Annotated in this window: 23 protein-coding genes; 19 read left to right on the forward strand and 4 right to left on the reverse strand. The window is 43.2% G+C overall.

Features of this window, described 5'->3' with window-relative positions:
- The first annotated feature begins 379 nt into the window (after nucleotides 1–379).
- From Xedl_RS07895 to Xedl_RS07925, 7 genes are all read left to right on the forward strand, one after another.
- A complete protein-coding gene (locus tag Xedl_RS07895) occupies nucleotides 380–3,190 on the forward strand; it encodes an inverse autotransporter beta domain-containing protein (protein WP_074023276.1) in 2,811 nt (936 codons plus the stop codon).
- Nucleotides 3,191–3,574: 384 nt separating this feature from the next.
- Nucleotides 3,575–3,979, forward strand: a complete 405-nt coding sequence (locus Xedl_RS07900; RefSeq protein ID WP_143187409.1) for a hypothetical protein — start codon at nucleotides 3,575–3,577, stop codon at nucleotides 3,977–3,979.
- 587 nt (nucleotides 3,980–4,566) lie between these two features.
- Nucleotides 4,567–5,304: a Thoeris anti-defense Tad2 family protein gene (locus Xedl_RS07905; RefSeq protein WP_074023278.1), complete on the forward strand. Its 738-nt coding sequence runs from the start codon at nucleotides 4,567–4,569 to the stop codon at nucleotides 5,302–5,304.
- 723 nt (nucleotides 5,305–6,027) lie between these two features.
- A complete protein-coding gene (gene feoA, locus Xedl_RS07910) occupies nucleotides 6,028–6,255 on the forward strand; it encodes a ferrous iron transporter A (RefSeq protein ID WP_074020765.1) in 228 nt (75 codons plus the stop codon).
- A gap of 126 nt (nucleotides 6,256–6,381) precedes the next feature.
- Nucleotides 6,382–8,694, forward strand: coding sequence for a Fe(2+) transporter permease subunit FeoB (gene feoB / locus Xedl_RS07915; RefSeq protein ID WP_074023354.1), 2,313 nt, complete (start codon nucleotides 6,382–6,384; stop codon nucleotides 8,692–8,694).
- 22 nt (nucleotides 8,695–8,716) lie between these two features.
- On the forward strand, nucleotides 8,717–8,956 hold the full coding sequence (locus Xedl_RS07920; RefSeq protein ID WP_074023279.1) for a FeoC-like transcriptional regulator: 240 nt from the start codon (nucleotides 8,717–8,719) through the stop codon (nucleotides 8,954–8,956).
- A gap of 73 nt (nucleotides 8,957–9,029) precedes the next feature.
- On the forward strand, nucleotides 9,030–9,473 hold the full coding sequence (locus tag Xedl_RS07925; protein ID WP_074023280.1) for an OsmC family protein: 444 nt from the start codon (nucleotides 9,030–9,032) through the stop codon (nucleotides 9,471–9,473).
- Between the two features lie 123 nt (nucleotides 9,474–9,596).
- On the opposite strand, the gene Xedl_RS07930 is transcribed toward Xedl_RS07925, so the two are convergent.
- The 3 genes from Xedl_RS07930 to bioH form a co-directional block, all read right to left on the reverse strand.
- Nucleotides 9,597–9,890 (reverse strand): type II toxin-antitoxin system RelE/ParE family toxin, encoded by a 294-nt coding sequence (locus Xedl_RS07930; RefSeq protein ID WP_074023281.1) that lies wholly within the window; start codon nucleotides 9,888–9,890, stop codon nucleotides 9,597–9,599.
- Nucleotides 9,878–10,150, reverse strand: coding sequence for a CopG family ribbon-helix-helix protein (locus Xedl_RS07935; RefSeq protein WP_074020760.1), 273 nt, complete (start codon nucleotides 10,148–10,150; stop codon nucleotides 9,878–9,880). The genes Xedl_RS07930 and Xedl_RS07935 overlap by 13 nt, the downstream gene beginning before the upstream one ends.
- Nucleotides 10,151–10,302: 152 nt before the next feature.
- Nucleotides 10,303–11,079: a pimeloyl-ACP methyl ester esterase BioH gene (gene bioH, locus Xedl_RS07940; protein ID WP_074023282.1), complete on the reverse strand. Its 777-nt coding sequence runs from the start codon at nucleotides 11,077–11,079 to the stop codon at nucleotides 10,303–10,305.
- A 38-nt stretch (nucleotides 11,080–11,117) separates the two neighbouring features.
- Here bioH and gntX point away from each other — a divergent pair, with 38 nt between their 5' ends.
- From gntX to glpD, 6 genes are all read left to right on the forward strand, one after another.
- Nucleotides 11,118–11,801: a DNA utilization protein GntX gene (gene gntX / locus Xedl_RS07945; RefSeq protein ID WP_074023283.1), complete on the forward strand. Its 684-nt coding sequence runs from the start codon at nucleotides 11,118–11,120 to the stop codon at nucleotides 11,799–11,801.
- Between the two features lie 59 nt (nucleotides 11,802–11,860).
- Complete coding sequence (nfuA, locus tag Xedl_RS07950) at nucleotides 11,861–12,436, forward strand: Fe-S biogenesis protein NfuA (RefSeq protein ID WP_074023284.1); 576 nt, start codon at nucleotides 11,861–11,863, stop codon at nucleotides 12,434–12,436.
- A 176-nt stretch (nucleotides 12,437–12,612) separates the two neighbouring features.
- Entirely contained in the window at nucleotides 12,613–12,936 is a 324-nt protein-coding gene (glpE, locus tag Xedl_RS07955; RefSeq protein WP_074023285.1) for a thiosulfate sulfurtransferase GlpE, read from the forward strand.
- Nucleotides 12,937–13,027: 91 nt separating this feature from the next.
- Nucleotides 13,028–13,879, forward strand: a complete 852-nt coding sequence (glpG, locus tag Xedl_RS07960; protein ID WP_074023286.1) for a rhomboid family intramembrane serine protease GlpG — start codon at nucleotides 13,028–13,030, stop codon at nucleotides 13,877–13,879.
- Between the two features lie 84 nt (nucleotides 13,880–13,963).
- Nucleotides 13,964–14,722 carry a DeoR/GlpR family transcriptional regulator gene (locus tag Xedl_RS07965; RefSeq protein ID WP_074023287.1) on the forward strand — a complete coding sequence of 253 codons (759 nt, stop codon included), beginning with the start codon at nucleotides 13,964–13,966 and terminating at the stop codon, nucleotides 14,720–14,722.
- 287 nt (nucleotides 14,723–15,009) lie between these two features.
- Complete coding sequence (glpD, locus tag Xedl_RS07970; RefSeq protein ID WP_074023288.1) at nucleotides 15,010–16,503, forward strand: glycerol-3-phosphate dehydrogenase; 1,494 nt, start codon at nucleotides 15,010–15,012, stop codon at nucleotides 16,501–16,503.
- A 125-nt stretch (nucleotides 16,504–16,628) separates the two neighbouring features.
- On the opposite strand, the gene Xedl_RS07975 is transcribed toward glpD, so the two are convergent.
- On the reverse strand, nucleotides 16,629–18,128 hold the full coding sequence (locus tag Xedl_RS07975; protein WP_074023289.1) for a hypothetical protein: 1,500 nt from the start codon (nucleotides 18,126–18,128) through the stop codon (nucleotides 16,629–16,631).
- A 532-nt stretch (nucleotides 18,129–18,660) separates the two neighbouring features.
- Here Xedl_RS07975 and yhfZ point away from each other — a divergent pair.
- From yhfZ to Xedl_RS08005, 6 genes are all read left to right on the forward strand, one after another.
- Nucleotides 18,661–19,572 carry a GntR family transcriptional regulator YhfZ gene (yhfZ, locus tag Xedl_RS07980; protein ID WP_074023290.1) on the forward strand — a complete coding sequence of 304 codons (912 nt, stop codon included), beginning with the start codon at nucleotides 18,661–18,663 and terminating at the stop codon, nucleotides 19,570–19,572.
- A gap of 44 nt (nucleotides 19,573–19,616) precedes the next feature.
- On the forward strand, nucleotides 19,617–19,979 hold the full coding sequence (locus tag Xedl_RS07985) for a PRD domain-containing protein (RefSeq protein ID WP_074023291.1): 363 nt from the start codon (nucleotides 19,617–19,619) through the stop codon (nucleotides 19,977–19,979).
- A gap of 92 nt (nucleotides 19,980–20,071) precedes the next feature.
- On the forward strand, nucleotides 20,072–21,262 hold the full coding sequence (locus tag Xedl_RS07990) for a YhfX family PLP-dependent enzyme (RefSeq protein ID WP_074023292.1): 1,191 nt from the start codon (nucleotides 20,072–20,074) through the stop codon (nucleotides 21,260–21,262).
- An 89-nt stretch (nucleotides 21,263–21,351) separates the two neighbouring features.
- On the forward strand, nucleotides 21,352–22,275 hold the full coding sequence (locus Xedl_RS07995; protein ID WP_083600294.1) for a phosphotriesterase-related protein: 924 nt from the start codon (nucleotides 21,352–21,354) through the stop codon (nucleotides 22,273–22,275).
- A 117-nt stretch (nucleotides 22,276–22,392) separates the two neighbouring features.
- Nucleotides 22,393–22,755, forward strand: a complete 363-nt coding sequence (locus Xedl_RS08000; RefSeq protein WP_074023294.1) for a DUF2620 domain-containing protein — start codon at nucleotides 22,393–22,395, stop codon at nucleotides 22,753–22,755.
- A gap of 10 nt (nucleotides 22,756–22,765) precedes the next feature.
- Entirely contained in the window at nucleotides 22,766–24,115 is a 1,350-nt protein-coding gene (locus tag Xedl_RS08005; protein WP_074023295.1) for a YhfT family protein, read from the forward strand.
- The last annotated feature ends 3 nt before the right edge of the window (nucleotides 24,116–24,118 follow it).

Raw genomic sequence — 24,118 nt, forward strand, 5'->3', positions numbered from 1 at the left:
AATGTGTTTCTCTCTTCTCTGTAACTTCCTGAGATGGCTTTTTACCTTTCCTTTTAATTCCTGCTAACTTATTACCGTTGACGAACAACGAATGACATTTTTCAGTTCACCATCAAGATACTCAACTGGATTCAATTTCGGTGAATTTTAGCAGGGCATTTACCCTGACGATTATTTCCAAGAGGCTTACTTTTTATTCCTTCCTTAATAAGCTCTTAGCTAAAATCATCAATGTTTTAACTTATTGAGTTATTGAGCTATTGAAAATCATTATCACGTGATAACTATTTTTAATAACGCAAAAATAAAATACATCACTATTATCACAATAGGGTTAACTCCGTGTTATTTAGGATTATTTAATATGAGGTGTGTGAATATGTTATCATATATTGGTAAAGTCATATTTTTACTCTTTTTTCTTTACTCGTTATTGATACCCTATACGATAACGAACTCCTTTGCAGAAGGGGATCTTAGAACTGAAAGATATACGAAAAAAGCAGATGAGAACGATAATATTGGCGTGCGAGTGAATGGATCAGGTAAAAAATATCTGAATTCGGATACGCGTAAAAATAGCGTAAAAGAAAACAATCACACCTCATATGCTGATACACAAAATGTTATTGCTAAAAACCTCCAAATGGCCGGTAATTTCCTGTCATCTTCACCTTCAGAATTGGCCGAACACGCCAAATCCTATGCGTTAGGCCAAGTTAACGGCCTGGTAACGTCTGAAGCACAAAAATGGTTATCACAGTTTGGTACGGCCAGAATTAATTTTGGACTGGATAAAAAGGGAGCGCGAAAAAACGGCTCACTCGATCTTTTACTGCCACTTTATGATAATAAAGCGGATTGGCTGTTCTTTTCCCAGCTTGGTTATCGCAACAAAGACAGTCGGGATACCATCAACGTAGGATTGGGTGGTCGTTATTTCTATCAGGACTGGATGTATGGCCTGAATACCTTTTATGACAATGACCTGACGGGCAAAAACCAGCGTCTTGGGCTGGGTGGAGAAGTGTGGGCAGACAACATTAAACTGGCTGCTAATACCTATTTTCGTGTCAGTAACTGGAAAAACTCACGGGATTTTGTCGGTTATTACGAACGCCCCGCCAACGGTTATGACATTAGTGGAGAGTTTTTCTTACCTGCTTACCCTAATCTGGGCGCCAAGCTGACTTATGAGCAATATTTTGGCGATGAGGTGACTTTATTCGATCGTGACACCAAACAGAAAAACCCCGTCCTGGCTACCTTGGGGCTGTCTTACACCCCAGTTCCGCTATTTACTCTGGGTGTGGATTATAAACAAGGAAACGGGCACAACGAAACACAATTTTTGGCGAACTTAAGCTATAGATTGGGTGTTCCCCTGAGTGTGCAGTTATCGCCAGAAAACGTGGCGACGGCAAGGACATTAGCGGGCAGCCGTTATGATCTGGTAGAAAGAAATAACCATATCGTGCTTGAGCATCAGGCAAAGCCAGCCGCTCAATTGTCGCTGCCGGAGGTTATCACCGGCTATAGTGGAAGTCAGCAGGAGATTACCGCCAAGTTCTCTTCTGAGTCTCCGCTTAAGCAGATCCATTGGGCAACCAACAAAGATTTTGAACAACACGGTGGGAAACTCTCTTCCAAGACCGGCAACACCATCAACGTTACCCTGCCAGCCTATTTATCTGGCGATAACCAAAATAACAATTACCCCATTTATGCTGTTGCTGAATGGGAAAATAACCAAAAATCAGCGCCTGCTGAAATGCGTGTCATTGTCAGGCCGTTTATGCTGAAAAAACAGGAAGGCGCTAACTTTACTCCAGCAGGACCACTGCCTGCGACAGGAGATCAAAAGGACGGATATACGTTTGACCCTGTGATTACCTTTGATACGGACGCTAATGCACCGATAAAAAATGTCACCATCAATCATGTTCAGTGGATAACCGATCCTAAAATCGGCCCAGAGAGTGGGTTGAAGTTACTTGATTGGGGAACGTCGGATTCTGTGGTGCTTGATGAAAACGGGCGTTTCAAACAAAAACCGGTCTTAGTGAGTACAAACCCACATAAAGATGTCAAGGTGTACCTGCAAATAGATAGCCAGCCTCCAGAATTAGTGGGCGAAGTTAGCTTTGGTGACAATCCAGCCAATTCCAAAGATTACAGTATTGGTCAGTCTGGTATTACGTCCGAGAAATTGAAGTCCTTATCGGGCGGTGGTTACCAACAATATCAATTTATGGCGACTATCCTGGGTGGTGATGGCAAACCCGTTAAAGAGGGTACAGTCATTAGTGATGCACATTGGAAGATAGATAAACCATCAGACGCCGGTAAAAATGGAATAATACTCACCCCAGATACTAAAACAGATAGCAAAGGAAACTTAAAGGCAATCATCACCAGTACTAAGGCATTCAAAGGGGATGTAGTGGTTTCACTTCAGGTTGGGAAATATAAGTCTGTTCAATCACCAACGTCTACGGTAAATTTCGGACTAGCAGGGATATCGCCAATAACATCGGACGTACCAAGCCCTATAGTGGTAGGTAGAACTTATAACCTGACAGTCACCGTTACGGATGGCGAGGGTAACCCGTTGCCTAATAAGACAGTTAACTGGCATACAGAGGTTGAGAATGGTGGTGACAAGAACGCGGTAAAAATCCCCGTAAGTAGTACAACCAATTCAAGCGGTAAAGCTACCGCAATATTGACCAGTAGTACTGACCAAGACGTTACAGTAACAGCTTCAGTGGATGGCATAGGAACAACGCAGCCTTTAACGGTGAATTTCGCATGGCCAACGTTCAGTCGCCCCATACCGACCGGCCAATCCCCTCAGGCACCCCAGCCAGTTATGCATGGTGGAACTGATTTTTATACATTTACTACGACAATGTATGCTCCTGACGGGAGGCTTTTTGAAAATCCGTCAGAAGGCTCGCTGGGGCATGTTCCTATTAAATGGTGGTCAGAACTCGTTAATAACACCCCCCTAACTTTTACACCTCAAAAGAACACCCAACCATCTAGTGGAGAGGTGACAGTTCAAGTGACGAGTACTGAGAAAATTAAGATTCATATATGTGTTGGCATAGGTATACCCCTAAAGCCAGGAGATATCCCTCCATCACGGAAATGTGTAGACCCTAACAACATGAAGGAGTTTAATTAACTTCAATTTTAACTTTGCTTAAGCATAAGGACAGTTATTTTATCATCACGTAAATGTAGACTCGGCTTTTTAGGTTCAGCAAAAAGCCGAGTCTGTTTCATTTTCTGCAACACAGTGTTTTCTGCATAGCCGCTTATTTCAAAGTAATTTCCTCTCTTAAATAAAACCCCAATAAATTAGCAGTAAACTTTGAGTTTACACGCCAGCGCATCACTCACTCGACGAATAGAGAGATTTTATTATGCTAAACCCGATTTTAGTGTGTATTCATTGCTATATGATTACCGCTTATTGCGATAAAAATTTAACTTAAGTAATATGGTTTGGCGATTTAGTCGTAGGATGAAATAACCTTAAACTTTAATGAAGATCAGCGAGGTGTTTATGTCTAACGTTAATCAGCAAGAAAAACAGGTGCTAGATTCCACATCGGATCTCAATGTGAAAATTGAAACGTACCCAAAAGGCCCAGTACCGGCGACTGGGATTTATACTATAAGAGTCAACGTTACAAGTGATAATAATAGTAAAGAAATATCTAACCAAAGAATTAAATTGAGCGTAACCGATCCACAGGGGAACCCCGTATTGGGTGAGGATGGCAACCCTCAGGTATACACCAATGCTGATGGGCGTGGTGATACATTAACCGATAGTCATGGTGTGATTTTCTTTACACCGTATCTTAGGCTTAACAAGCACCAAACTCAAACTGGCATATACACAATAAAGGCCTCTGTGGAAGGCTCAGGAATAGAACCTGCGCAACTGCCGGTGGAATTCCAATAGCTAACAATCCAAAAATCTGCGGTTATCTAAAAAATGGGAATAGTTCTTGCGGTATTTGACTTTGATGCTTAAACACCTTATCAAAGCCAAAGAAAGTGACTATTCAAACTGATTTATTATCACGTAAATGTAGACTCGGTTTTTATTAAAAAGCCGAGTCTGTTATAATTTCCATCACAAAATATATTACTTTATTACTGGTTCGAATTATTGAGTATCTTTTTTTATGCCAATATGATACATGCTCTGTTTGTGTGTATACACCGCATTAATATTTATTAATAACGTTATAAATTTGAGCAAGTGATAATATCTGCATATTTTAATTGACTTGCTTACATTCAAATAATAAGTTAATTTAATTTTAATATATGGATTTTTATCTATTTGAACTTTTTGTTTATAAAAAACAAAATGAATCACACATTAAATAATGATATTTACGATAAATGGAAGTTATTATCACTGTATTGTGCATTTAGGAAAATATCAGCAGTAAATTTTGAATTTACAACCCAGCAGATTATTCACTCTGAGAGTAAACAGATTTTATCATGTTACTTTAATGATCAATAAGTGAGGAAATTATGTCAGTAATAAATAAATTAGACAGTAATATTGCTCAACAATGTTCATTTACCCCTGATCAATTCAAGGTTAACGTCACAACTAAAATTGATAATGATATCACTGCACCTATTGGCTCTTCTCCGTGGGCACTAATTCAGGTGTATTTAGGCAAGAAAGTGTGTAGACGTAATTGGACTTATCCTTTTGAATACATACATCTTGTACCTGATAGCTCGCCGTTAATTGAGAAGCGTCAACAAGACAATATTACCGCTTGGCAGCCAACACCAGAAGATTTAACAGCTTGTGACTGGGAATTACAGGGCCCCAATCTGGAGTTTGATCTTGAAGTGGGAGAAGGAACGCTTTACGGTAACCAAACCTTTGGATATTTTGATACAGATACGCCTTCTCCATCTACTCACATTGGTACCTTAAAGCCAATCAAGAATAATCCAGATATTAAAAACATAACAGCGTTCTATTTTAGTGATACACAGTTAATTATTCAAGCCTCCTCTAATAACAACCAAGAGAGTCGTCAAAAAGTAAATGAATTCTTTGGTAACAATCTCACCGTAATTGTTGATGATGTTTATTATGTTCTTGGAGATACAGGCCGGTATGGAATGGATGAACAGTTCTCCCGAACCTATTATAATGATAGCAATAATGGCGTGCAAAAATTAGGTGACCTGTTGCAACAAAACGTAGGTGAAACACTTCGTCTTCGCTTATTGTGGAGTGATAATTAATTTATAGTCTAAATTCAAGGCTATGCTTCCGGCATGGCCTTTTTGTTTTTCTGTAATAAGGTAAGCAAGTTATAAACGAGAAATTAACCGTGACTATTTTTGGTTTAGATTAAACTGCATGTTGTAATTATTGGTTATCCATCCAACAACCAATGTCAGCAGTAAACTTGGTCACGTATCCAATTTGAAAAATTATATACCAATTTAATTTCAAAATGTAGGGTTGTAATGATTATTTATTCTATAACATTAATAACATTAGTCTCATATAAATTTCTAATCATGTATCTTCAACCTTTCCACCTATGATCCAGATGAAGATTCAGTCTGGAGCCAGCACCAGGATGATGAGAGTATACAGGTTCCATTAAATGAACGGCTTTATCCTCCCAAAAGCCAATTCAAGCCTATCATTTGTTAAATTAATAATGAAATAAAAATCAATAAGCTCTGTTTATTAACAGAATTTTATCAATAAAGAATTTTTCCAAATATTAAATAATCTTGACAATGACTTATTTTCAATAAAACCACCATTAATTTGATAAATATCAATTCATTCCCATCTTATCCAATATAAATAGCCGATATCGCAGTTGCGTATTATTATCATTAGCAACTATAATTCAGAGGAATTACCATACTTTTTTCTTGTGGTTCTCCCATTATTGAGGATAATAATTCTTATAATCACTTATTTTTTCAGTTAGAGCGGAGATTTATATGGTTCTTATTCCAGAACGTAGATATAAAATTCTGGGATTTTCTCCAGAAATTACCCCAGCTTACCGACAAAAATTATTGTCACTCGGTATGTTACCTGGCTCAACATTTCAGGTCATTCGCTTCGCTCCATTGGGCGATCCAATACAAATCGAAACACGCAGAGTTAGCCTTACCCTTCGTAAACAAGATTTAGCATTTCTTATGTTGCATGAAGATCTGAATTAACAAAGCCCTAAGACGATTTGGTTAAGAATAACCATCGACCATACACTTTTTATAACCCGATGTAATCAGAGTACTGAACGTATAGCTAAGGTACGAAATTCGCTTTCCTGATTGGCAGAAAGTATGATGAAACAATTAACTATTGGCCTGATTGGTAATCCCAATGCCGGCAAAACGACGCTTTTTAACCAGCTTACAGGCTCCCATCAACGAGTGGGAAACTGGGCTGGCGTTACTGTAGAACGCAAAACCGGCCACTTTATCACTGATAACCATCAGGTCGAACTTGTCGACCTCCCTGGCACTTATTCGCTTACCACCATTTCTGAGCAAACTTCCATTGATGAACAAATTGCCTGCCACTATATCCTCAGTGGTGAAGCGGATATGCTGATCAATGTTGTTGATGCGTCTAATCTGGAGCGTAACCTTTATCTCTCACTGCAATTGATTGAACTGGGTGTTCCCTGCATCATTGCACTGAACATGTTGGATATCGCCCAAAATCAACGCATCAATATTGATATTCCTGCACTGGAGAAACGCCTTGGCTGTCCGGTCATCCCGCTGGTTTCAACCCGTGCCACAGGGATAGATACACTAAAAAAAACCATCGACAATTACCCACAGAAATCTAATCCTGTACAGGTTAATTATCCTGATGCGTTATTGCAGGAAATTTCCCACCTTTCCAGCCAGATCACAGAAAAATTCACGCCACAACAGTGCCGCTGGCTGACTTTGCAAGTCCTGGAAGGGGATATTTACAGCCGTGAGGTATCCGGCCTGACTCCCACACAATTGGCTGAAAGCAAAGAACGCTTGCAAAAACAACAAATTGAAGAACCCGACCTCATCATTGCCGGTTCACGCTATCAAACCATCAGTGAAATTTGTCTGGCGGTCATTGATACCCGCTCAGCCACACCAAACAAACTCACCCAAGTGTTAGATACCGTTATCCTGAACCGCTGGTTGGGTTTGCCTATCTTCCTGTTTGTCATGTACCTGATGTTTGTGCTGGCTATCAATATTGGTGGAGCCTTACAGCCTATCTTCGACGGCGCTTCCGCAGCCATTTTCATCGATGGAATGCAATGGCTCGGCCATACTCTCCATTTCCCACATTGGTTAACAGTGTTCCTTGCTCAGGGAATTGGCGGGGGCATCAACACGGTACTGCCGCTGGTTCCCCAAATTGGCATGATGTACCTGTTCCTCTCCTTTCTGGAAGATTCCGGCTACATGGCGCGGGCGGCATTTGTTATGGACAGGTTGATGCAAGCCATAGGGTTACCAGGTAAATCCTTTGTGCCCCTGATTGTTGGCTTTGGTTGTAATGTGCCTGCCGTGATGGGTTCAAGGACTCTGGATGCCCCTCGCGAACGCTTGATTACCATTATGATGGCACCGTTTATGTCCTGCGGAGCAAGGCTGGCGATCTTTGCCGTCTTTGCGGCGGCGTTCTTCGGCAAAAATGGGGCAAGTATCGTTTTCTCCCTGTATATCCTGGGGATTGTTATCGCCATCCTGACAGGGCTGCTGCTCAAGTTCACGCTAATGCGTGGTGAAGCATCGCCATTTGTTATGGAATTGCCGGTCTATCACGTTCCTCATGCCAAAACTCTGCTGCTCCAGACATGGCAGAGGCTGAAAGGTTTTGTCATACGTGCAGGTAAAGTGATTGTCGCAGCGAGCATGTTGATTGGTGCCCTGAACAGTTTCTCCTTCTCCGGTAAGACCGTGGATAACATCAACCAATCGGCACTGGCCTCCGTCAGTAAAGTGCTCACCCCTGTCTTGCAACCTATCGGTGTGCATGCCGATAACTGGCAAGCAACCGTCGGGCTTATCACTGGCGCGATGGCAAAAGAAGTGGTTGTAGGAACCCTAAATACCCTCTATACCGCCGAAAATATTGCTCAAGAGCCATTTAATCCAGATGAATTTAATTTACTGGCTCAACTCAAAGATTCTGTCGCAGAAACGTGGGATAGCCTGAAAGAAACCTTCACCTTGAGCGCACTTTCTAACCCCATTGAAGCCAGCAAAGGCGATGGCAACATGGATCGCAGCTCTATGGGAACAATGAGCGCCCAATTTGGTTCAGCCATTTCCGCTTACAGTTATCTGATTTTCGTGCTGCTGTACGTGCCTTGCGTTTCCGTGATGGGCGCCATTGCCCGTGAAACCAGCCGTGGCTGGATGACGTTCTCGATTCTGTGGGGATTAAACGTTGCTTATTCTCTGTCAGCACTGTTTTATCAAATCACAACGTTTTCAGCCCATCCACAAACTAGCCTGATCACCATTCTGGCCGTGATCCTGTTTAACATTCTGATAGTTATTGGCTTACGCCGCGCACGCAGCCGAGTCACTGTGACATTCAACAATACCGCTGACCGCAGTTGCAAATGCTCAGATAATAGCTGTCACTAGCTGGAACCATGAGGAACCATAAATGATTAACCTGCTAAAAATCAGAGATGCTGTTGCCCTCAACGGGCGTACTGATGCCAGATCATTAAGCCATCAGTTTTCAGCACCGCTGCCAATGGTGGAAGCCATGCTCAAGCAGCTTGTCATAATGGGTAAACTGGAGGAAGTGGATGCTTCCTCCTGCCTCAGCGGGGGCTGCAAACAATGTCCTGAAACACAGAAATGTGATACTAAGGCATATCAGCTTGCCGTAAAAGAATAAATAGATTAATTATCGCTATCTCTTTATTATCTGATAAGCGGTATCCCTACATTAATAACCTGAGGATAGTAATATGCCTAAAGAGTTATTCACTGCAAAAGTTGAGTCGGTTGGCAAACTCAAAATGAAATGCTCATCGCGAGATTTTACCTTTCATGTAGACGAACCCAAAAGCCTCGGTGGAACCGATGAGGCGATGAATCCAGTGGAAGCGTTACTTTCTGCATTTGGTGCATGTCAGTGCATTGTGGCAAAAAGCTTTGCCCGTAAGCATAAAATCAATTTGATCGATATTCAGGTTAAAGTGGAAGGAGAACTGGATACCGATGGCTTCACAGGTAAAAATAAAAACGCCAAAATGGGATTTTCAAAAATCACCTCCAAATTTTATATTAAAGCCGATAATACCGAACAAGAGATCCGTGATTTTATTACCTTTGTTGAAAGTAATTGCCCTGTTCTCGATACTATCGTGAATACGCCGGAAATTGTAACTGAGGTTTATCCGAATAAATAAAGGGTGATAACAAGGCGGTAAACATTTTTATTACCGATTGAATTGCCTCAAGAATGGAATAAACCTATAAGGTGAGTAGTTTATTCCATTTATTAATCTGATAAGCGACTGACTTCCTTCTTGTTAATATCCGGCCTCTTTTTGATGCCGTACAGCAAGAATTGTTGCTGTTTCACCCTCAATGCGGTACAAGGCGATATAGCCACTACTTCCAAAATCAATAAGCCATTCTCGGAATGCCGGATCCATATCGTCAGCGGGGCGTCCTGCTTCAGGCTGGTGTGCCAGTGTTTTCACGCCAATCCGTATTGTTTTAATAGCTCGACGGGCAGTGTCTTTGTCTTTTTTGGCAAGAAAACCATAGTAGAGCCGCTGTATATCAGCGAGAGCTGGCGGAGACCAAATCAAACGTGGCATTCAGGTAACTCCGCATCTTCTCCTGCTTCGAGCTTAGCTAACCAGTCGTCTGCTTCTTCAAGCGTCAGGTGTAGTCCATTCTCTTGATACGCTTCCCAGGCACGCAAAGCATCCTGTTTGAAAGATTCACGTTTTTCTTCACGCTCTACATAGTCACGTATAGCTTCACGCATTATCCAATGCGCTGAACGATGTCGCACTTTTGCCAAATATTGGATCCGGCTTTTCAAATTATCGTCAAGTTTTACTGAGGTTGCCATTTTCTTCCACCTTAATATTAAAAGGTAATACCTTTTAAGTTTGTCATTACAATGTTTCTTTATGACCGGATTTATCGTTTAAGATCCCTCCCTGCTATTGCTCAAATTACCCATAGTTTATATGTAACACCAGAGAGAGTAGTTATCGATAATTACCATCCAATATCCGAAGCAAAATTCGTCAACACGTCAACAAACTCATCAGGATGGGAAATAAAAGGGGCATGGGCAGCGTTGCGCATAATAACGGAATGCGTATGTGGCCATACTCTGTCAAGCTGTGAAGCGATATTACGTGGCACCAAACCATCAAGATAACCATACAGACGCAGGAACGGTAATTGAAGTTGGGACAATTCTCCCCTTAAATCATCGGTGCGCAGGATTTCCAAACCGGCATTAAGTACTTCGACTGTCGGCATCGGCTGATTCAGGATCACAGATTTCAGTACACGGGCATCCTGGCGTGCACTGTCTGTCCCCAAGGTCTGCAAAGCCAGAAAACGTTCGACAGTCTTTTGAAAATCAGCACTCAATTGATACTCAAATGCCCTCAAAACCTCTGGCTTAATCCCCGGCCAGTCGCCATCAGCACTAAATTTTGGCGAAGAAGCCACGGTTATTAACCCCGCAACTTGTGATGGATGATCTAAAGCAATCCGGCTAGCCACCAATCCGCCTAAAGACCAACCTAGCCACAAGGCATTTGCTGGCGCTTGTTGCCATACAATGTCTGCCATGTCCGCCAATGACATAGCCGGATACGATTGGCTACGCCCATAACCCGGCAAATCCACCAGATGCAAACGAAAATGCGAAGCCAATCGCGTTTCCATTGAGCGCCAAACCTCAGCGTTTAGACCCCATCCGTGCAGCATCACAAGATCACGTGGTGCATCCCCAATTGTCTGCCAAAATAACTGATTCATTGTTATTCTCACTTTATTTGTCGCCAAGGAAGGAAACTATGCTAACAATGGTTGGATACTGTTGGCTATGCCAGCAAAATTTGTATTTTGCCCATCATGGGATCTGTTACACCTGTCACAGTCACTTAAGGCGGCTGCAACATGTCTGCCCGCGCTGTGCACTGCCTTCTGAGTCCGGCAATCTTCCCTGTGGACAATGCGTAAGGCATCCCCCTGTGTGGCAACATTTGATCGCCATTACAGATTACACTCCACCATTGAGCCAACTTATTCAACGATACAAATATTACAACACTCCACAACTCGCACCAGTGCTGGCACGTTTGTTCCTGCTGCATTGGTTGCAAGGCTATCGTGAAGGCCGCTGGCATAAGCCAGACCGCATATTTGGCATTCCTCTGCACAGCAGAAAACGCTGGCAACGTGGTTTCGATCACATTGAACTGATTACCCGATCCCTATCACATTGGCTGCAATGCCCATATCAGCCCAATTTTTTGCACCGCTCACGTGCTACACTCACGCAGCGGAGCCTATCTGCCGCCCAAAGGAGAACCAATCTTAAACAAGCCTTTCAATTACAGGGCGATTTTACTGATCAACATGTCGCGATTTTTGACGATGTGATCACCACGGGCACAACGCTGCATGAAGCTTCACAGTTGATGATTCGTGCTGGTGCTCGCTCTGTACAGGCTTGGGCAATATGCCGAACCTTGTAGTTCCTTTATAAATGGGCGTATTATAACCAACTAGAACAGTCAACTATTGAGCAAATGACATGATTAATATTACTGAAGCAGCGCAAGCACATTTTGCCAAGCTACTGGCAAATCAAGAACCGGGTACACAGATCCGCGTCTTTGTTATTAATCCAGGAACGCCGACCGCTGAATGTGGTGTTTCCTATTGCCCACCGGATGCTGTTGAAACCACTGATACTGAATTGAAGTTCGATCAACTCTCTGCTTATATTGATGAAATTAGTGCCCCTTTTCTGGAAGAAGCCGTCATTGATTTTGTGACCGATCAACTGGGTTCCCAACTGACCCTGAAAGCTCCGAACGCTAAAATGCGTAAAGTGGCAGATGATGCCCCACTGATTGATCGTGTTGAATATGTCCTGCAATCGCAGATCAATCCACAACTGGCAGGGCATGGTGGTCGTGTCAGCCTGATGGAAATCACCGATGAAGGTTATGCTATCCTGCAATTCGGTGGTGGATGTAACGGCTGTTCCATGGTCGATGTCACTCTGAAAGAGGGGATTGAAAAACAGTTATTACAGATGTTCCCTGAATTAAAAGGCGTGAAAGACCTGACTGAGCACCAACGCGGTGAACATTCATATTACTGATTTTTCATTCTTGTTTTGACAATTTTTAACCATTTTTCTGTTTCTAACGTTTTCTATCTCTATATTTCTACGCCTTCCCAATGGCTATATTGGGAAGGCGGTCAGGTCATACCAGACGGCTATTAAGAAATGAATATATTGAAAATGAAAATTTAGGAAACTTACGTTGAGTATTTATGGACCATTTTCAAACAATAACGCCTGAACAGGCTTACCAGCTTTGGCTCGATAAAACCGCAGTCATGGTTGATATCCGCGATCCACAAAGTTTCCATGCCGGACACGCAACCGGTGCGTTTCACCTGGCAAACGAAACGCTCAATAGCTTTCTACAGGAAGCGGATTTTGACCAACCGGTTATGGTGATGTGCTACCACGGCCATAGTAGTCAAGGAGCAGCACAGTACCTGATCAATATGGGTTTTGAGACCGTTTATAGTGTCAATGGCGGTTTTGAAGTCTGGCAGAGAGACTACCCTCACGCTGTCCATACTCAATAAACCTTTAACGCACTGATTCCAATGTAATTAGCCCCAATACAGTTAACCCCAGTGCAATTAACTTCAACTTAAGGCAGAGATAAGACGAGCAATGATCCATATAACCTCAATATCTAACCCTCGGCTGGCTCAGGCCTTTATTGATTATATGGCGACGCAAGGCATTCATTTGACTATGCGACCCACCCATGAGCCACCATTAGTTGAACTTTGGTTAGAGGATGATAGCCAACTAAGTCGGGTTGAAGAGGAGCTTCGCCACTTTGCTCACGAGCCACTCAATGAACGCTATCAAGCTGCCAGTTGGCAAACAGGCAAATCTGTCAGTTTCTTCAAGTATCATAACAACCTGAATTTAAGTACGCTTAAAAGCCAGTCTGGCCCACTGACTATTGCCATCACCCTGCTCTGTATCCTCATTTACTGCTGGATGGCAATAGCGGGCATACCGGATGTTATGAACTGGCCGGCCAACAGTGATCAGTATCTGGAGTTATGGCGCTGGATAAGCCCAACGCTATTGCATTTCTCCCTGACACACCTACTCTTTAACCTTGTATTATGGTGGTATTTCGGTAGCCAGGTTGAGCAGAAGATTGGCAGCGGCAAACTTTTTGAAATCACGATAGTATCCGCAATTTTCAGTGGTTGGGCGCAATCATTGTTCAGCGGATCTCATTTCGGGGGGCTATCCGGTGTCGTCTACGCCCTGATCGGGTATGTTTGGCTAACGGGTGAAATCTCTCCCAAACGTGGGATCAGTGCTCCCAGAGGGTTAATTGCTGTCTCTGTCATTTGGCTATTGGTTGGTTATTTCGATCTATTTTCATTGAACATCGCCAATGCCGCCCACGTTGCAGGATTAGTCATCGGGTTATTAATGGGGTTATGGGATAATTTGCGTAAACAAAAAAACCAAAAAATGCCAAATAAACCCCAATAGATTTCAAGTTCCAGCATCGGCTTGAAATAGAGGGGATAATTTTGGCCAACTATAATCCATCTATGCACATATTAGGGGAATTTTGTGAAGCAAACTCAGCGACATGATGCAATAATCGAGCTGGTGCGCCTTCAAGGTTATGTCAGCACTGAAGAGCTGGTTGCACATTTTGATGTTAGCCCGCAAACTATTCGACGTGATTTAAATGATCTCGCAGATAAAAATAAAATCCAGCGTCATCACGGCGGAGCCGCTTTGCCATCCAGCTCCGTCAACACAGCCTACCATGACCGCAAGATCATGTGGTCGGATGAAAAAGCCCGCATTGCACAACAAGTTGCCACCCAAATTCCAAACGGCGCAACCCTTTTCATCGATATTGGAACAACACCAGAGGCTGTAGCACATGCCCTACTCAACCATCGAGATTTACGGATTGTCACCAACAATCTCAACGTCGCAACTCTGTTTATGGGCAAAGAAGATTTCCGCCTGATTTTAGCGGGTGGTGAAGTACGCTCCCGCGATGGCGGCATCATTGGTGAAGCAACGCTAGATTTTATTTCCCAATTCCGCCTTGATTTCGGCATTCTTGGGATCAGCGGCATTGATAGTGATGGTTCACTGCTGGAATTCGATTACCACGAAGTTCGTACCAAACGCGCCATTATCGAAAATTCCCGCTGTGTCATGCTGGTTGCCGACCATTCAAAATTCGGCCGCAATGCTATGGTGAATCTCGGTAACATGAACCTGATTGATTTTTTGTTCACGGATAAAGCACCTCCTCCCAGCGTCCAGAAAATTATCGAACAGCACAACGTCAAGCTGGAATTGTGTTAACTACTTGGAATGGTGTTAACCACTCTTTAGGCAAGAGTGTCGCAATAATATCCCCACCTGATATTCTGGTGGGGTTCATTTCCGTCAATATTTCTTCTCAATTCCCGCTCAAATTTGTATCCCCCAAAATCCTTATTAATCTTATGTATATAAGAAGGTTTTGTTACCTCTATCACGTGAATATGTTTTTTCTGAGTTAATGGTTGGCGGCTGATGAATTTTTGATTACAATTCTTGAGCGAAAACGAACATTAAAGAACTCTTTCGAACATTTCAGAGGGGATGCGATGGAAACCAAAGACTTGATTGTAATCGGCGGCGGAATTAACGGCGCTGGTATTGCGGCAGATGCTGCTGGCCGGGGACTTTCTGTCCTACTGTTGGAAGGTCAAGATTTGGCCAGTGCAACTTCGTCTGCCAGCTCCAAGCTGATCCACGGTGGCTTACGCTATCTGGAACATTATGAGTTTCGTTTAGTCAGCGAAGCATTGGCAGAACGTGAAGTGCTTTTAAAACTGGCTCCCCATATTGCATTCCCGATGCGTTTTCGCCTGCCACATCAACCACACCTGCGCCCAGCGTGGATGATCCGCATTGGCTTATTCTTGTACGATAACTTAGGTAAACGCGTCAGCTTACCAGGCAGCAAGGGGCTGAAATTTGGCACAAACTCAGTATTGAAGTCATCTATCACCCGTGGTTTTGAATACTCCGACTGTTGGGTTGACGATGCGCGTCTGGTGGTTCTGAACGCACAGGAAGTGCAGAAACACGGCGGCGAAGTACGTACCCGTACCCAGGTAACCCGTGCATGGCGTGAAAATGGTTATTGGCTGGTTGAAGCCACAAACCTCAAAACTGGCGAAACCAATACATGGCGCGCAAAAGGTTTGGTCAACGCAACAGGCCCGTGGGTGAAAAATTTCTTCGATAACGGCCTGCAACTAAAATCACCTTATGGCATCCGTCTGATCAAAGGCAGTCATATCGTTGTGCCTCGCGTTCACGATGAACCGCAGGCTTATATTCTGCAAAATGAAGATAACCGCATCGTGTTCGTTATTCCATGGAATGACGAATTTTCGATTATCGGTACAACGGACGTTGAATACAAAGGCGATCCAAAAGAAGTCAAAATTGACGATAAAGAGATCGGCTATTTGCTGAAAGTCTATAACGACCACTTTAAGAAACAACTTGGTCGCGATGATGTTGTCTGGACTTACTCTGGCGTTCGCCCCCTGTGTGATGATGAATCCGATTCACCACAAGCAATCACCCGTGATTACACGCTGGATGTGCAAGATGAGCAAGGCCAGACGCCATTACTGTCCGTATTTGGCGGTAAGCTAACAACTTATCGTAAACTGGCTGAACACGCTATGGATAAAATGGCGCAATACTATCCTAACGCGGGCAAGGCATGGACCAAAAATGGCAAGTTATCCGGTAGTGAGCTGGAAGGCTGTGATCGCGATGGTTATGCGCGTCTGCTGCGTCAGCGTCACAACTGGCTGCCAGAAGGCGTAGCATTGCGTTATGCCCGTACTTACGGCAGCAACAGCCAAATCATCCTGAAAGGTGCAGAAACGCTGGCGGATCTTGGCGAATGCTTCGGACATAACTTGTATGAAGCTGAACTGCGTTATTTGGTTGAACATGAATGGGTAACACAGTTAGATGATGCTATCTGGCGTCGTACTAAACTGGGTATGTGGCTCACCGATGAGCAGAAACAGCGTGTAGCTGACTGGCTGGCACAAAACGCCAAAGCCGCTTAATTACAAGATTGATGTTGAAAATGGCGATAGAAATTATCGCCATTTTTCATTTCGATTTATTTTTATCATATAAGTTTTTTCCCGCTCATCAATATCCGCAAACGACCATAAACTTTCGAAATCAATCATCGCTTTTCTATTGCCGCAATCTCCGATTCATAAATCAGAAACCTAGACCGCAGATCCTGCAACGCGGCTAATTTCTCTTTTGAGGGTAAAAAAGAGTATCGAAGACTATTAAACACGGTTTTTTTGATATTGGCATATGATGGCTTGTAGTTTGTGGCAAAAATGACAAATTCATGAGTTAAGTCACCACGAGAAACCCCTGGATCATCACTGGATATCACAAAAGGCACGCCATAGCGCTGGTAAAGTTTTATCGGGTGCTCATTCCCTTTAATGCCAAGAATAAAATCATTACTTGTCAGGTTAATTTCAATCGGAATAGCCTTTTTTCTCAGTACCTGGAGTAATTCCAATGCGTTCGTTTCCCGCGCAATGTCAACGCCGTGGCCGATCCGATCGGCTCCGGCGATCTCTACGGCATATCGAATATGATTTGCCAGCACCTCTGGCGGAACCATGCCGCTAGCCAACTCTCCCGCATGCAAAGACAAATGCACATCAGGGAAACGCCTTTTTAGATACCGCAGCATCGTCATGTGCAATTTATAGTCACGAATGGCAATATCACCGTTTTCCGACCCAACAATATTCACACCGACAATCTTTTTGCTGGTATGTGCTGCCAAAAATGCCGAATATAAACCTGAAAATACCGTCGCGCGTGACGCATTACGCACAACATAGGATTGGAGCCGAATACGAAATTTATCATCGTCCATCCCTGAGACCGCAGCTTCTTCAGTTTGGATGTAATGAGAGATGCCTTGCATAACAACTGGGCTGTGAGCCATGAAGTCCGCATAGGGTGCCAGTGCTGCGAAAACGGTATTTTCATCGGCATTCGGATCTAATTCGTCAAGTGCCTTAGACAAATCTGGATACTGAAAAGAAGGGGCTTTTTTTAACATCATTTCCAAATACTGGACATTTTCATATTTGGCGCGATTTTTTAATTTAGCAATTCCCTCCCTTAAAATTTGATGTGATAACGGTCTGAAATAACTAAAGGTGTCAAAAAATTGCTGATCCGGTGCTTTCTGTATGTGATCATGGTTATAGAAATCTTTGTCTGACCATACCTTCAACAAATTTCGGTAGAAAGCATCGTTTGCAATGACCGCACTTTTTTCGAGGCAAAATTGCTGGCTCTCCGGCGGAAGCTGATCTTTCTGACGCGTTTCAATTCGATATATTTCGATCTTGAGTTTTGGATCAGAGCGATCATAAATGCAATATCCTTTATCCCCCACCCAATCAAGATAGGTTTCTGCGTATATTGCACCAGAATAATGAAGGTGGATATCGGCTCCCTTAGGCATCATTTCCATTGCCATCGTCAGTTCTGCAATATCCGGATCGTCGGTTTCAATTCGATCACGGAAAAAATGTGCAGTCGCTGTTTCATTTTTTCTGGCTAAAGCCGCATTAATTTCCCCTGAATTGACCAGACATGGAAGTAATATCAATACAATAATGGCAATGGATAAGATATTCATAACGTTTTTCCTGGTTTCAATGTTTGTTAATGTTTTATCTGAATGACAAATAAGGAAATAATAGGATTCGTCTTCAACTTTGACTGAAAATATAAACCTAAAAAATATAAACCAGAGATAAACAAAAGTTATTTTTGGATATGACAACAGAAAAAACTAAATTTTAATGTTCTTAAATAAGCTACCTTCATAAGATATTTTATTGATTCATGCAAAAATAAGATGCAGAATATAGCCTAATTATTCTGTCGCGTGATAAATAGCGTAGAAAAAATCACCATCCATACAGAAAAATACAGTGAGTAATCATCAATAACACTCTCACTTTCCCTATATTCCCCCATAATAGTCATTTTTATATCTTCAATGAAAAATTAAAATATATCTTCAAAAGATTGATAATATTAGACTTTATCATTTTTTAAATTTTCATTTTTTTTGTAATTGTGATATTAATCCCCTTTCTTTAATTCACTTATTGCGATTTATGTTCAATTTTATGAATATAAACGCGAATGGATAACAACTTGTAATGATGAGCCAAACATTCATTAAGAAAGAGGGGATAGCACAGTCATTCTTGGCTCGTTACCTCCTCGCTGAACAATGTGGTAGCCGCCTGAAAACTATAGAGTTACTGGCTAAAGAATGTGGATTGTCCGTGGGTTTGATGCAAGCAGCATTAAAATCTCTCGAACAGGCACAGGTGGTTGGAATTAAGCGTCGTGGCCGTAATGGCAGCTTTCTTGTACAGATAAACCACAAATTACTGTTGCAGTATGCCGATATTGGCAATGTGGTTTGTGCGATGCCGCTCCCATATACCCGTGCTTATGAAGGGCTGGCTAGTGGTTTAAAGGCGTTGTGTGCAGGCGTACCCTTTTACTTTGCACACATGCGTGGCTCAGATATCCGTATTGAATGTTTACTGAATAGTGTTTACGACTTAGCAGTAACATCAAGACTTGCCGCAGAGCAGCATCCAGAAAATAAAGATCTATATATTGCGCTTTCACTAGGGACACAAAGTTATACAGACAGGCACAGGTTAATCTTTCGTAATGGCGAGATGGAATCAATTCGTCGCGTTGGGTTAGATAGCACCTCAGCAGACCAAAAAATAATGACAAAGGAATACTTTGCTGACAAAGAAATTGAATTGGTCGAGGTTTCCTATCATGAATGCCTGAATCAAATCATAAAAGGTCACATTGATGCGGCCATCTGGAACGTTGGACAAGGCTATGAACTAATATCACAAGGCCTGATGACCCAACTTCCTGACGACAATTCAGAGTGTTTTATCAAAGCGTCTGAGGCCGTTATCCTGACCCGAAAGGATAATATCCCCATCCAGCAACTCCTGCATACTATGGTTGATCGGGAGCTATTGTTGACCCATCAACAAAACGTAGTAACAGGCATCATCGAACCCGTTTATTGAACCAAAATAAACTGTTGATTAACACCTACGTATAACAAAAAGCAATGATAGAACAACGGTTAACTATCCTGCTACAAGGTGGCGTTATCGATCAAGATATCTACGATAACATGCTGGAAGTTGTGCATGTTCTGGAAGATATCTGGCTCATCCCTATCCGTCACCCACAAGGTGAAATGGCGCTTACCCATATGGCAAGTGCTTTCATGCGTTCGCGCCGTGGTGAAATAGTCTCCCCGTTGGATAAAAAAATATTGGAAGAACTTGAGCAATCTGAATACTACGATCAATTACTCACAATGCATCACTCTCTAATCAAAAAATTTACCGTGGTCTTACATCCCAATGAGGAAGGCTATCTGTTGGCAAATTTATATGGTTTAATCTTTTCACTCGAAAGAGGTTAGCTTTTGATTCTCATAAAAATATTCAAAAAAATGAAAACTTAACTGCGAAAAATTTCGATTTCACACAGCTTTGCTGCCATGAAGGGAGTCCTATGTTTATTGAGGCACTAAAAAAACAAAACCCCAAATTGATTGAAGTTGCAAAAGAGCTTTGGCAACAAGGGGCAATTTTGCCAGATACCTACGTGATTGACGTCGATCAGGTTTTAGACAATGGTCAGCGTTTGCTGCAAACTGCGGAGCAATATGGCATTGAGCTTTATTTGATGACCAAACAAATCGGACGTAACCCATGGCTGACCAAAAAATTGCTTGAACTCGGTTATCGTGGTGTCGTGGCTGTCGATTTCAGGGAAGCCTATAGCCTGAGCCAACATGGTATTCCACTGTGCCACATCGGCCATTTGGTGCAGACACCAACCCATTTAATAGAAACCATGCTCAAACATAATCCAAGTGTTATTACTGTATTCTCCCTTGAAAAAGCCCAAGCCATCTCAGATATTGCGGAGAAATTGGGACGAATTCAGCCCATCATGCTGAAAGTATATGATAAACGGGACATCGCCTTTTCCGGCCAAGAAGCAGGTATCACCTTTAATGAACTAGACAGCGTCGTCGATGCTTTAAAGCGTATGCCAGGCATAAAATTGAGCGGACTGACGCATTTTCCTTGTCTGTCATGGAATTCACGGTATCAAATAACCTTACCCACCACCAATTTGCTCACCCTCATTCGGGCGCGGAACCGACTGGAACAACTCGGCATCAAACTTTCACAAATCAATGCTCCTGCAGCCTCAAGCTGTAACACCATACCCTTACTGGCTAAATACGGCGCTACCCATCTGGAACCAGGACATGCCTTGACCGGAACCATTCCCGCCAATGTCTGCGGCCAAGAGCCGGAACATATTGCGATGGTCTATCTCACCGAAGTTGCCCATCACTATGATGGTAATAGTTACAGCTATGGTGGCGGATATTATAAACGTGGGCATATGAAACATGCATTGGTTCTTCCTGAACGCGCCATCCCTTCTGGTATCATCTCGGCTAAAAAAGTGCGCATACTGCGTCTGGGTGAATCCTGCATTGACTACCACCTCCCCTTGGCAGGCACTTATCCTATTGGTAGCCCAGTGATCATGTGTTTTCGTCCCCAAATCTTCACAACGCGCAGTGATGTAGCCCTTGTTTCAGGTATTCAATCTGGCTCGCCAAAACTCGAAGGCATTTATGACAGTCAAGGAAATTGGAAAAATAGTGGTTATTCTCGTTAATCCCTCAACAAGGGTATTACAAATAATATTATCTCATCATTAAATAATATTATTTTCGCTATAACGGAATTACCGCATGATCCGGCCGTTTGGCAATAAAGGCAAATAACTTGATTGATGTTTCAGGCTACACCTATGTACATGAGCACTTGCATATCGATCTCTCTGATGTGAAAGGAAGCCTAGATTGTCGATTAGATCAATACGATCTGATCGTAGAAGAACTTCGTCACCTCTACGCCCTTGGGGTAAGAAATATCGTGGAGATGACCAATCGTTATATGGGACGTAACGCGGCTTTTCTGCTGGATCTGATGCGTGATACTCACATCAATATCATTGCCTCGACTGGCTATTATAAGCAACCATTCTTCCCTGCCCATTTCAGTGAGTTAAATGTACAGGCCATTGCCGATGACATGATCGCTGAAATTGAAGCGGGTATTGATGGCACGGTATTAAAAGCAGGGATAATTGCAGAAATTGGCTCTAGCCTCGATCAAATCACGAAAGATGAGCGAAAGGTGTTTATAGCTGCGGCATTGGCACATCAGGCAACAGGCTGCCCCATTTCCACCCATACCACATTAAGCACAATGGGACGTGAGCAGTTGGCGTTACTAAAGGAGTTTGGCGTTTCCCCTGAATATGTGTCTATCGGTCATTGTGATCTGAGAGATAACCTGAACACCATTATTCCGCTGCTAGAAGCCGGAGCATGGGTACAATTCGATACAATCGGCAAGAATAATTATTATCCCGACAGTCGACGCATTACCATGTTACAGGAGGTTGCCAAGCGTGGATTGCTTGATCGGGTAATGCTTTCCCAAGATATCACGCGTCGATCTCATTTGAAAAACAATGGGGGAAATGGCTTCGATTACTTGCTAACTGTATTCGTTCCCATGTTGCTGGAAGCTGGTTTTTGCCAAAAACAGATAGACCAAATGCTGCGTGATAATCCTGCACAATTCTTCCAAGGCAAGATTAAATCAAGAACAAACCTATAAAATAAAAAATTAAAATACGTTAATTCTAAAAACATAACCTTTAAAAACATAGATTTTAAAAACATAGATTTTTCAAAAAGCAATCCGATATGAAGATACAAAGAGAGGGATAACAGCATGAGATTTGTCATTGGTGGACAAATAGAGAAAGAGGCAATAGCCGAAGGTCTTCGTCAACTGGCAGGCGACAAAGCCACCGCCATTACCATCATGAATGATATTGACGCGGCGATGGCAATTAAACATGGCGAAGCAGATTACTACTTTGGCGCATGCAATACAGGTGGAGGAGGTGCGCTGGCAATGGCAATTGCCCTTATTGGGCTAGACCAATGTGCCACTATCGGAATGCCGGGAAAAATCTTGTCTAATGACGAGATCATCGCCCATGTAAAAGCAGGTAAGAAAGCATTTGGTTTTACAGGCCAGGATATTGATATCGTCCTACCTGTGGTCATCAACGCCATCATCTCACTATAAGGAGGAAATCATGCAACATTTCCATGATTTTCTGCTGAGATTGATGGAAGTCGACCCTTTTAAAGCCGGATTATTAGCAACCATTGGTGCCATTGCTGCTATGATGGCAAACCGTGGTATCGCCGTTTTCCATGATGGTTTGCGCCCACTTTTGCCGGAATACCTTGAAGGCCGCATGAGCCGCAAAGCGCTTGCCGCAACCAGTTTCGCCCTGAGCATTGGTTTGGTTGTTGGCTTCGGTATCCCTTTTTCACTCACAGCCCCAATTGTATTGGTTCACAGCCTGTTACTCGGTACAGACATGATCGGGATTTGGTGTGCTAACAGCCGCAGAGGCTTTATCGCCTCTGGCATTATCGGTGCCCTATATGCCATCGCGTTGCTGGCTGGCCTGCGTTCAGTGGTGGAACTGTTCGCCATGTTGCCCGTCAATTTTACCGATGACCTCAAGAAAGTGGGTGACCCGATTGTCGCTTGCTTTGCCCTGTTTCCTGCGATGGTTGTCGGCTATCAATATGGCTATCGCAAGGGGCTTTTGGTCATGTTCACCGCCCTGTTCGGCTATCTGGCAACCAAGGCCATTGGCCCGTTGAGCTTTGGAGGGATGATCGAAAAACCCGTCAGCATTGACCCTAACGGAGCTGCACTATTGCTATCGATGATTGCCATGTTTTACTTTGCAATGCGTGAACGGCCAACACAGTCAGCGGAGCAAAAAGGCAGCAATGAAGTCTTGGTCGGCTTGTTTTCCACCCGTATAGAACGTATCCAGAAAAATAAATGGTTGTTAATCCTGTGTGGTGGATTGACCGCCAGTGCCGCTACTATGTCTTTTAGCCTGCTGGCGGAAGGACCTGTTTCCCTGCAACTGATGGCGCAAGGTGAGCAGACCAATGCATTGCTGGTAGCACTGGCACGTGCCATCGGCTTTATTCCATTAGTGGGCACGACGGCGATAGCCACAGGCGTTTATAGCCCAAATGGCATGAAATTTGTGTTTGTGGCTGGGCTGGCAACCAACAACCCGTGGATTGCCTTTGTCGCAGGCGGCATCACCATGTTCATTGAAATCCAGCTACTGGCAAAAATCGCTATCTGGTTGGATAAATATCCAGGAGTGAAAGCATGCAGCGGACATATTCGTACCGCGATCACCAAAATGCTCGAAGTTGCCTTGTTGGTTGGTGCGATGATTGCCTCCAACGCCATTCTGCCAGGCATGGGCTTTATGATCGTGGCAGGTGTCTACCTGCTTAACCGTACATCCAAACGTCCTTTAGTGGAAATGGCTATCGGCCCAATCGCAACAATCATTGTGGGCATTCTGGCAAACTTGCTCTTTCTGCTGGGAATAAAATAAGAA

The sequence above is a fragment of the Xenorhabdus eapokensis genome (genome assembly GCF_001908105.1).

Excerpts from the sequence above, each read along its gene's own strand:
- Xedl_RS08005 (WP_074023295.1), top strand. The coding sequence starts at position 22,766 with ATGCAACATTTCCATGATTTTCTGCTGAGATTGATGGAAGTCGACCCT.
- Xedl_RS07975 (WP_074023289.1), bottom strand. The coding sequence starts at position 18,128 with ATGAATATCTTATCCATTGCCATTATTGTATTGATATTACTTCCATGT.
- Xedl_RS08000 (WP_074023294.1), top strand. The coding sequence starts at position 22,393 with ATGAGATTTGTCATTGGTGGACAAATAGAGAAAGAGGCAATAGCCGAA.
- Xedl_RS07935 (WP_074020760.1), bottom strand. The coding sequence starts at position 10,150 with ATGGCAACCTCAGTAAAACTTGACGATAATTTGAAAAGCCGGATCCAA.
- Xedl_RS07895 (WP_074023276.1), top strand. The coding sequence starts at position 380 with ATGTTATCATATATTGGTAAAGTCATATTTTTACTCTTTTTTCTTTAC.
- feoA (WP_074020765.1), top strand. The coding sequence starts at position 6,028 with ATGGTTCTTATTCCAGAACGTAGATATAAAATTCTGGGATTTTCTCCA.
- Xedl_RS07925 (WP_074023280.1), top strand. The coding sequence starts at position 9,030 with ATGCCTAAAGAGTTATTCACTGCAAAAGTTGAGTCGGTTGGCAAACTC.
- glpG (WP_074023286.1), top strand. The coding sequence starts at position 13,028 with ATGATCCATATAACCTCAATATCTAACCCTCGGCTGGCTCAGGCCTTT.
- Xedl_RS07920 (WP_074023279.1), top strand. The coding sequence starts at position 8,717 with ATGATTAACCTGCTAAAAATCAGAGATGCTGTTGCCCTCAACGGGCGT.
- Xedl_RS07900 (WP_143187409.1), top strand. The coding sequence starts at position 3,575 with ATGTCTAACGTTAATCAGCAAGAAAAACAGGTGCTAGATTCCACATCG.
- Xedl_RS07905 (WP_074023278.1), top strand. The coding sequence starts at position 4,567 with ATGTCAGTAATAAATAAATTAGACAGTAATATTGCTCAACAATGTTCA.
- yhfZ (WP_074023290.1), top strand. The coding sequence starts at position 18,661 with ATGATGAGCCAAACATTCATTAAGAAAGAGGGGATAGCACAGTCATTC.
- glpD (WP_074023288.1), top strand. The coding sequence starts at position 15,010 with ATGGAAACCAAAGACTTGATTGTAATCGGCGGCGGAATTAACGGCGCT.
- bioH (WP_074023282.1), bottom strand. The coding sequence starts at position 11,079 with ATGAATCAGTTATTTTGGCAGACAATTGGGGATGCACCACGTGATCTT.
- Xedl_RS07930 (WP_074023281.1), bottom strand. The coding sequence starts at position 9,890 with ATGCCACGTTTGATTTGGTCTCCGCCAGCTCTCGCTGATATACAGCGG.
- Xedl_RS07990 (WP_074023292.1), top strand. The coding sequence starts at position 20,072 with ATGTTTATTGAGGCACTAAAAAAACAAAACCCCAAATTGATTGAAGTT.
- Xedl_RS07985 (WP_074023291.1), top strand. The coding sequence starts at position 19,617 with ATGATAGAACAACGGTTAACTATCCTGCTACAAGGTGGCGTTATCGAT.
- feoB (WP_074023354.1), top strand. The coding sequence starts at position 6,382 with ATGAAACAATTAACTATTGGCCTGATTGGTAATCCCAATGCCGGCAAA.
- nfuA (WP_074023284.1), top strand. The coding sequence starts at position 11,861 with ATGATTAATATTACTGAAGCAGCGCAAGCACATTTTGCCAAGCTACTG.
- glpE (WP_074023285.1), top strand. The coding sequence starts at position 12,613 with ATGGACCATTTTCAAACAATAACGCCTGAACAGGCTTACCAGCTTTGG.
- gntX (WP_074023283.1), top strand. The coding sequence starts at position 11,118 with ATGCTAACAATGGTTGGATACTGTTGGCTATGCCAGCAAAATTTGTAT.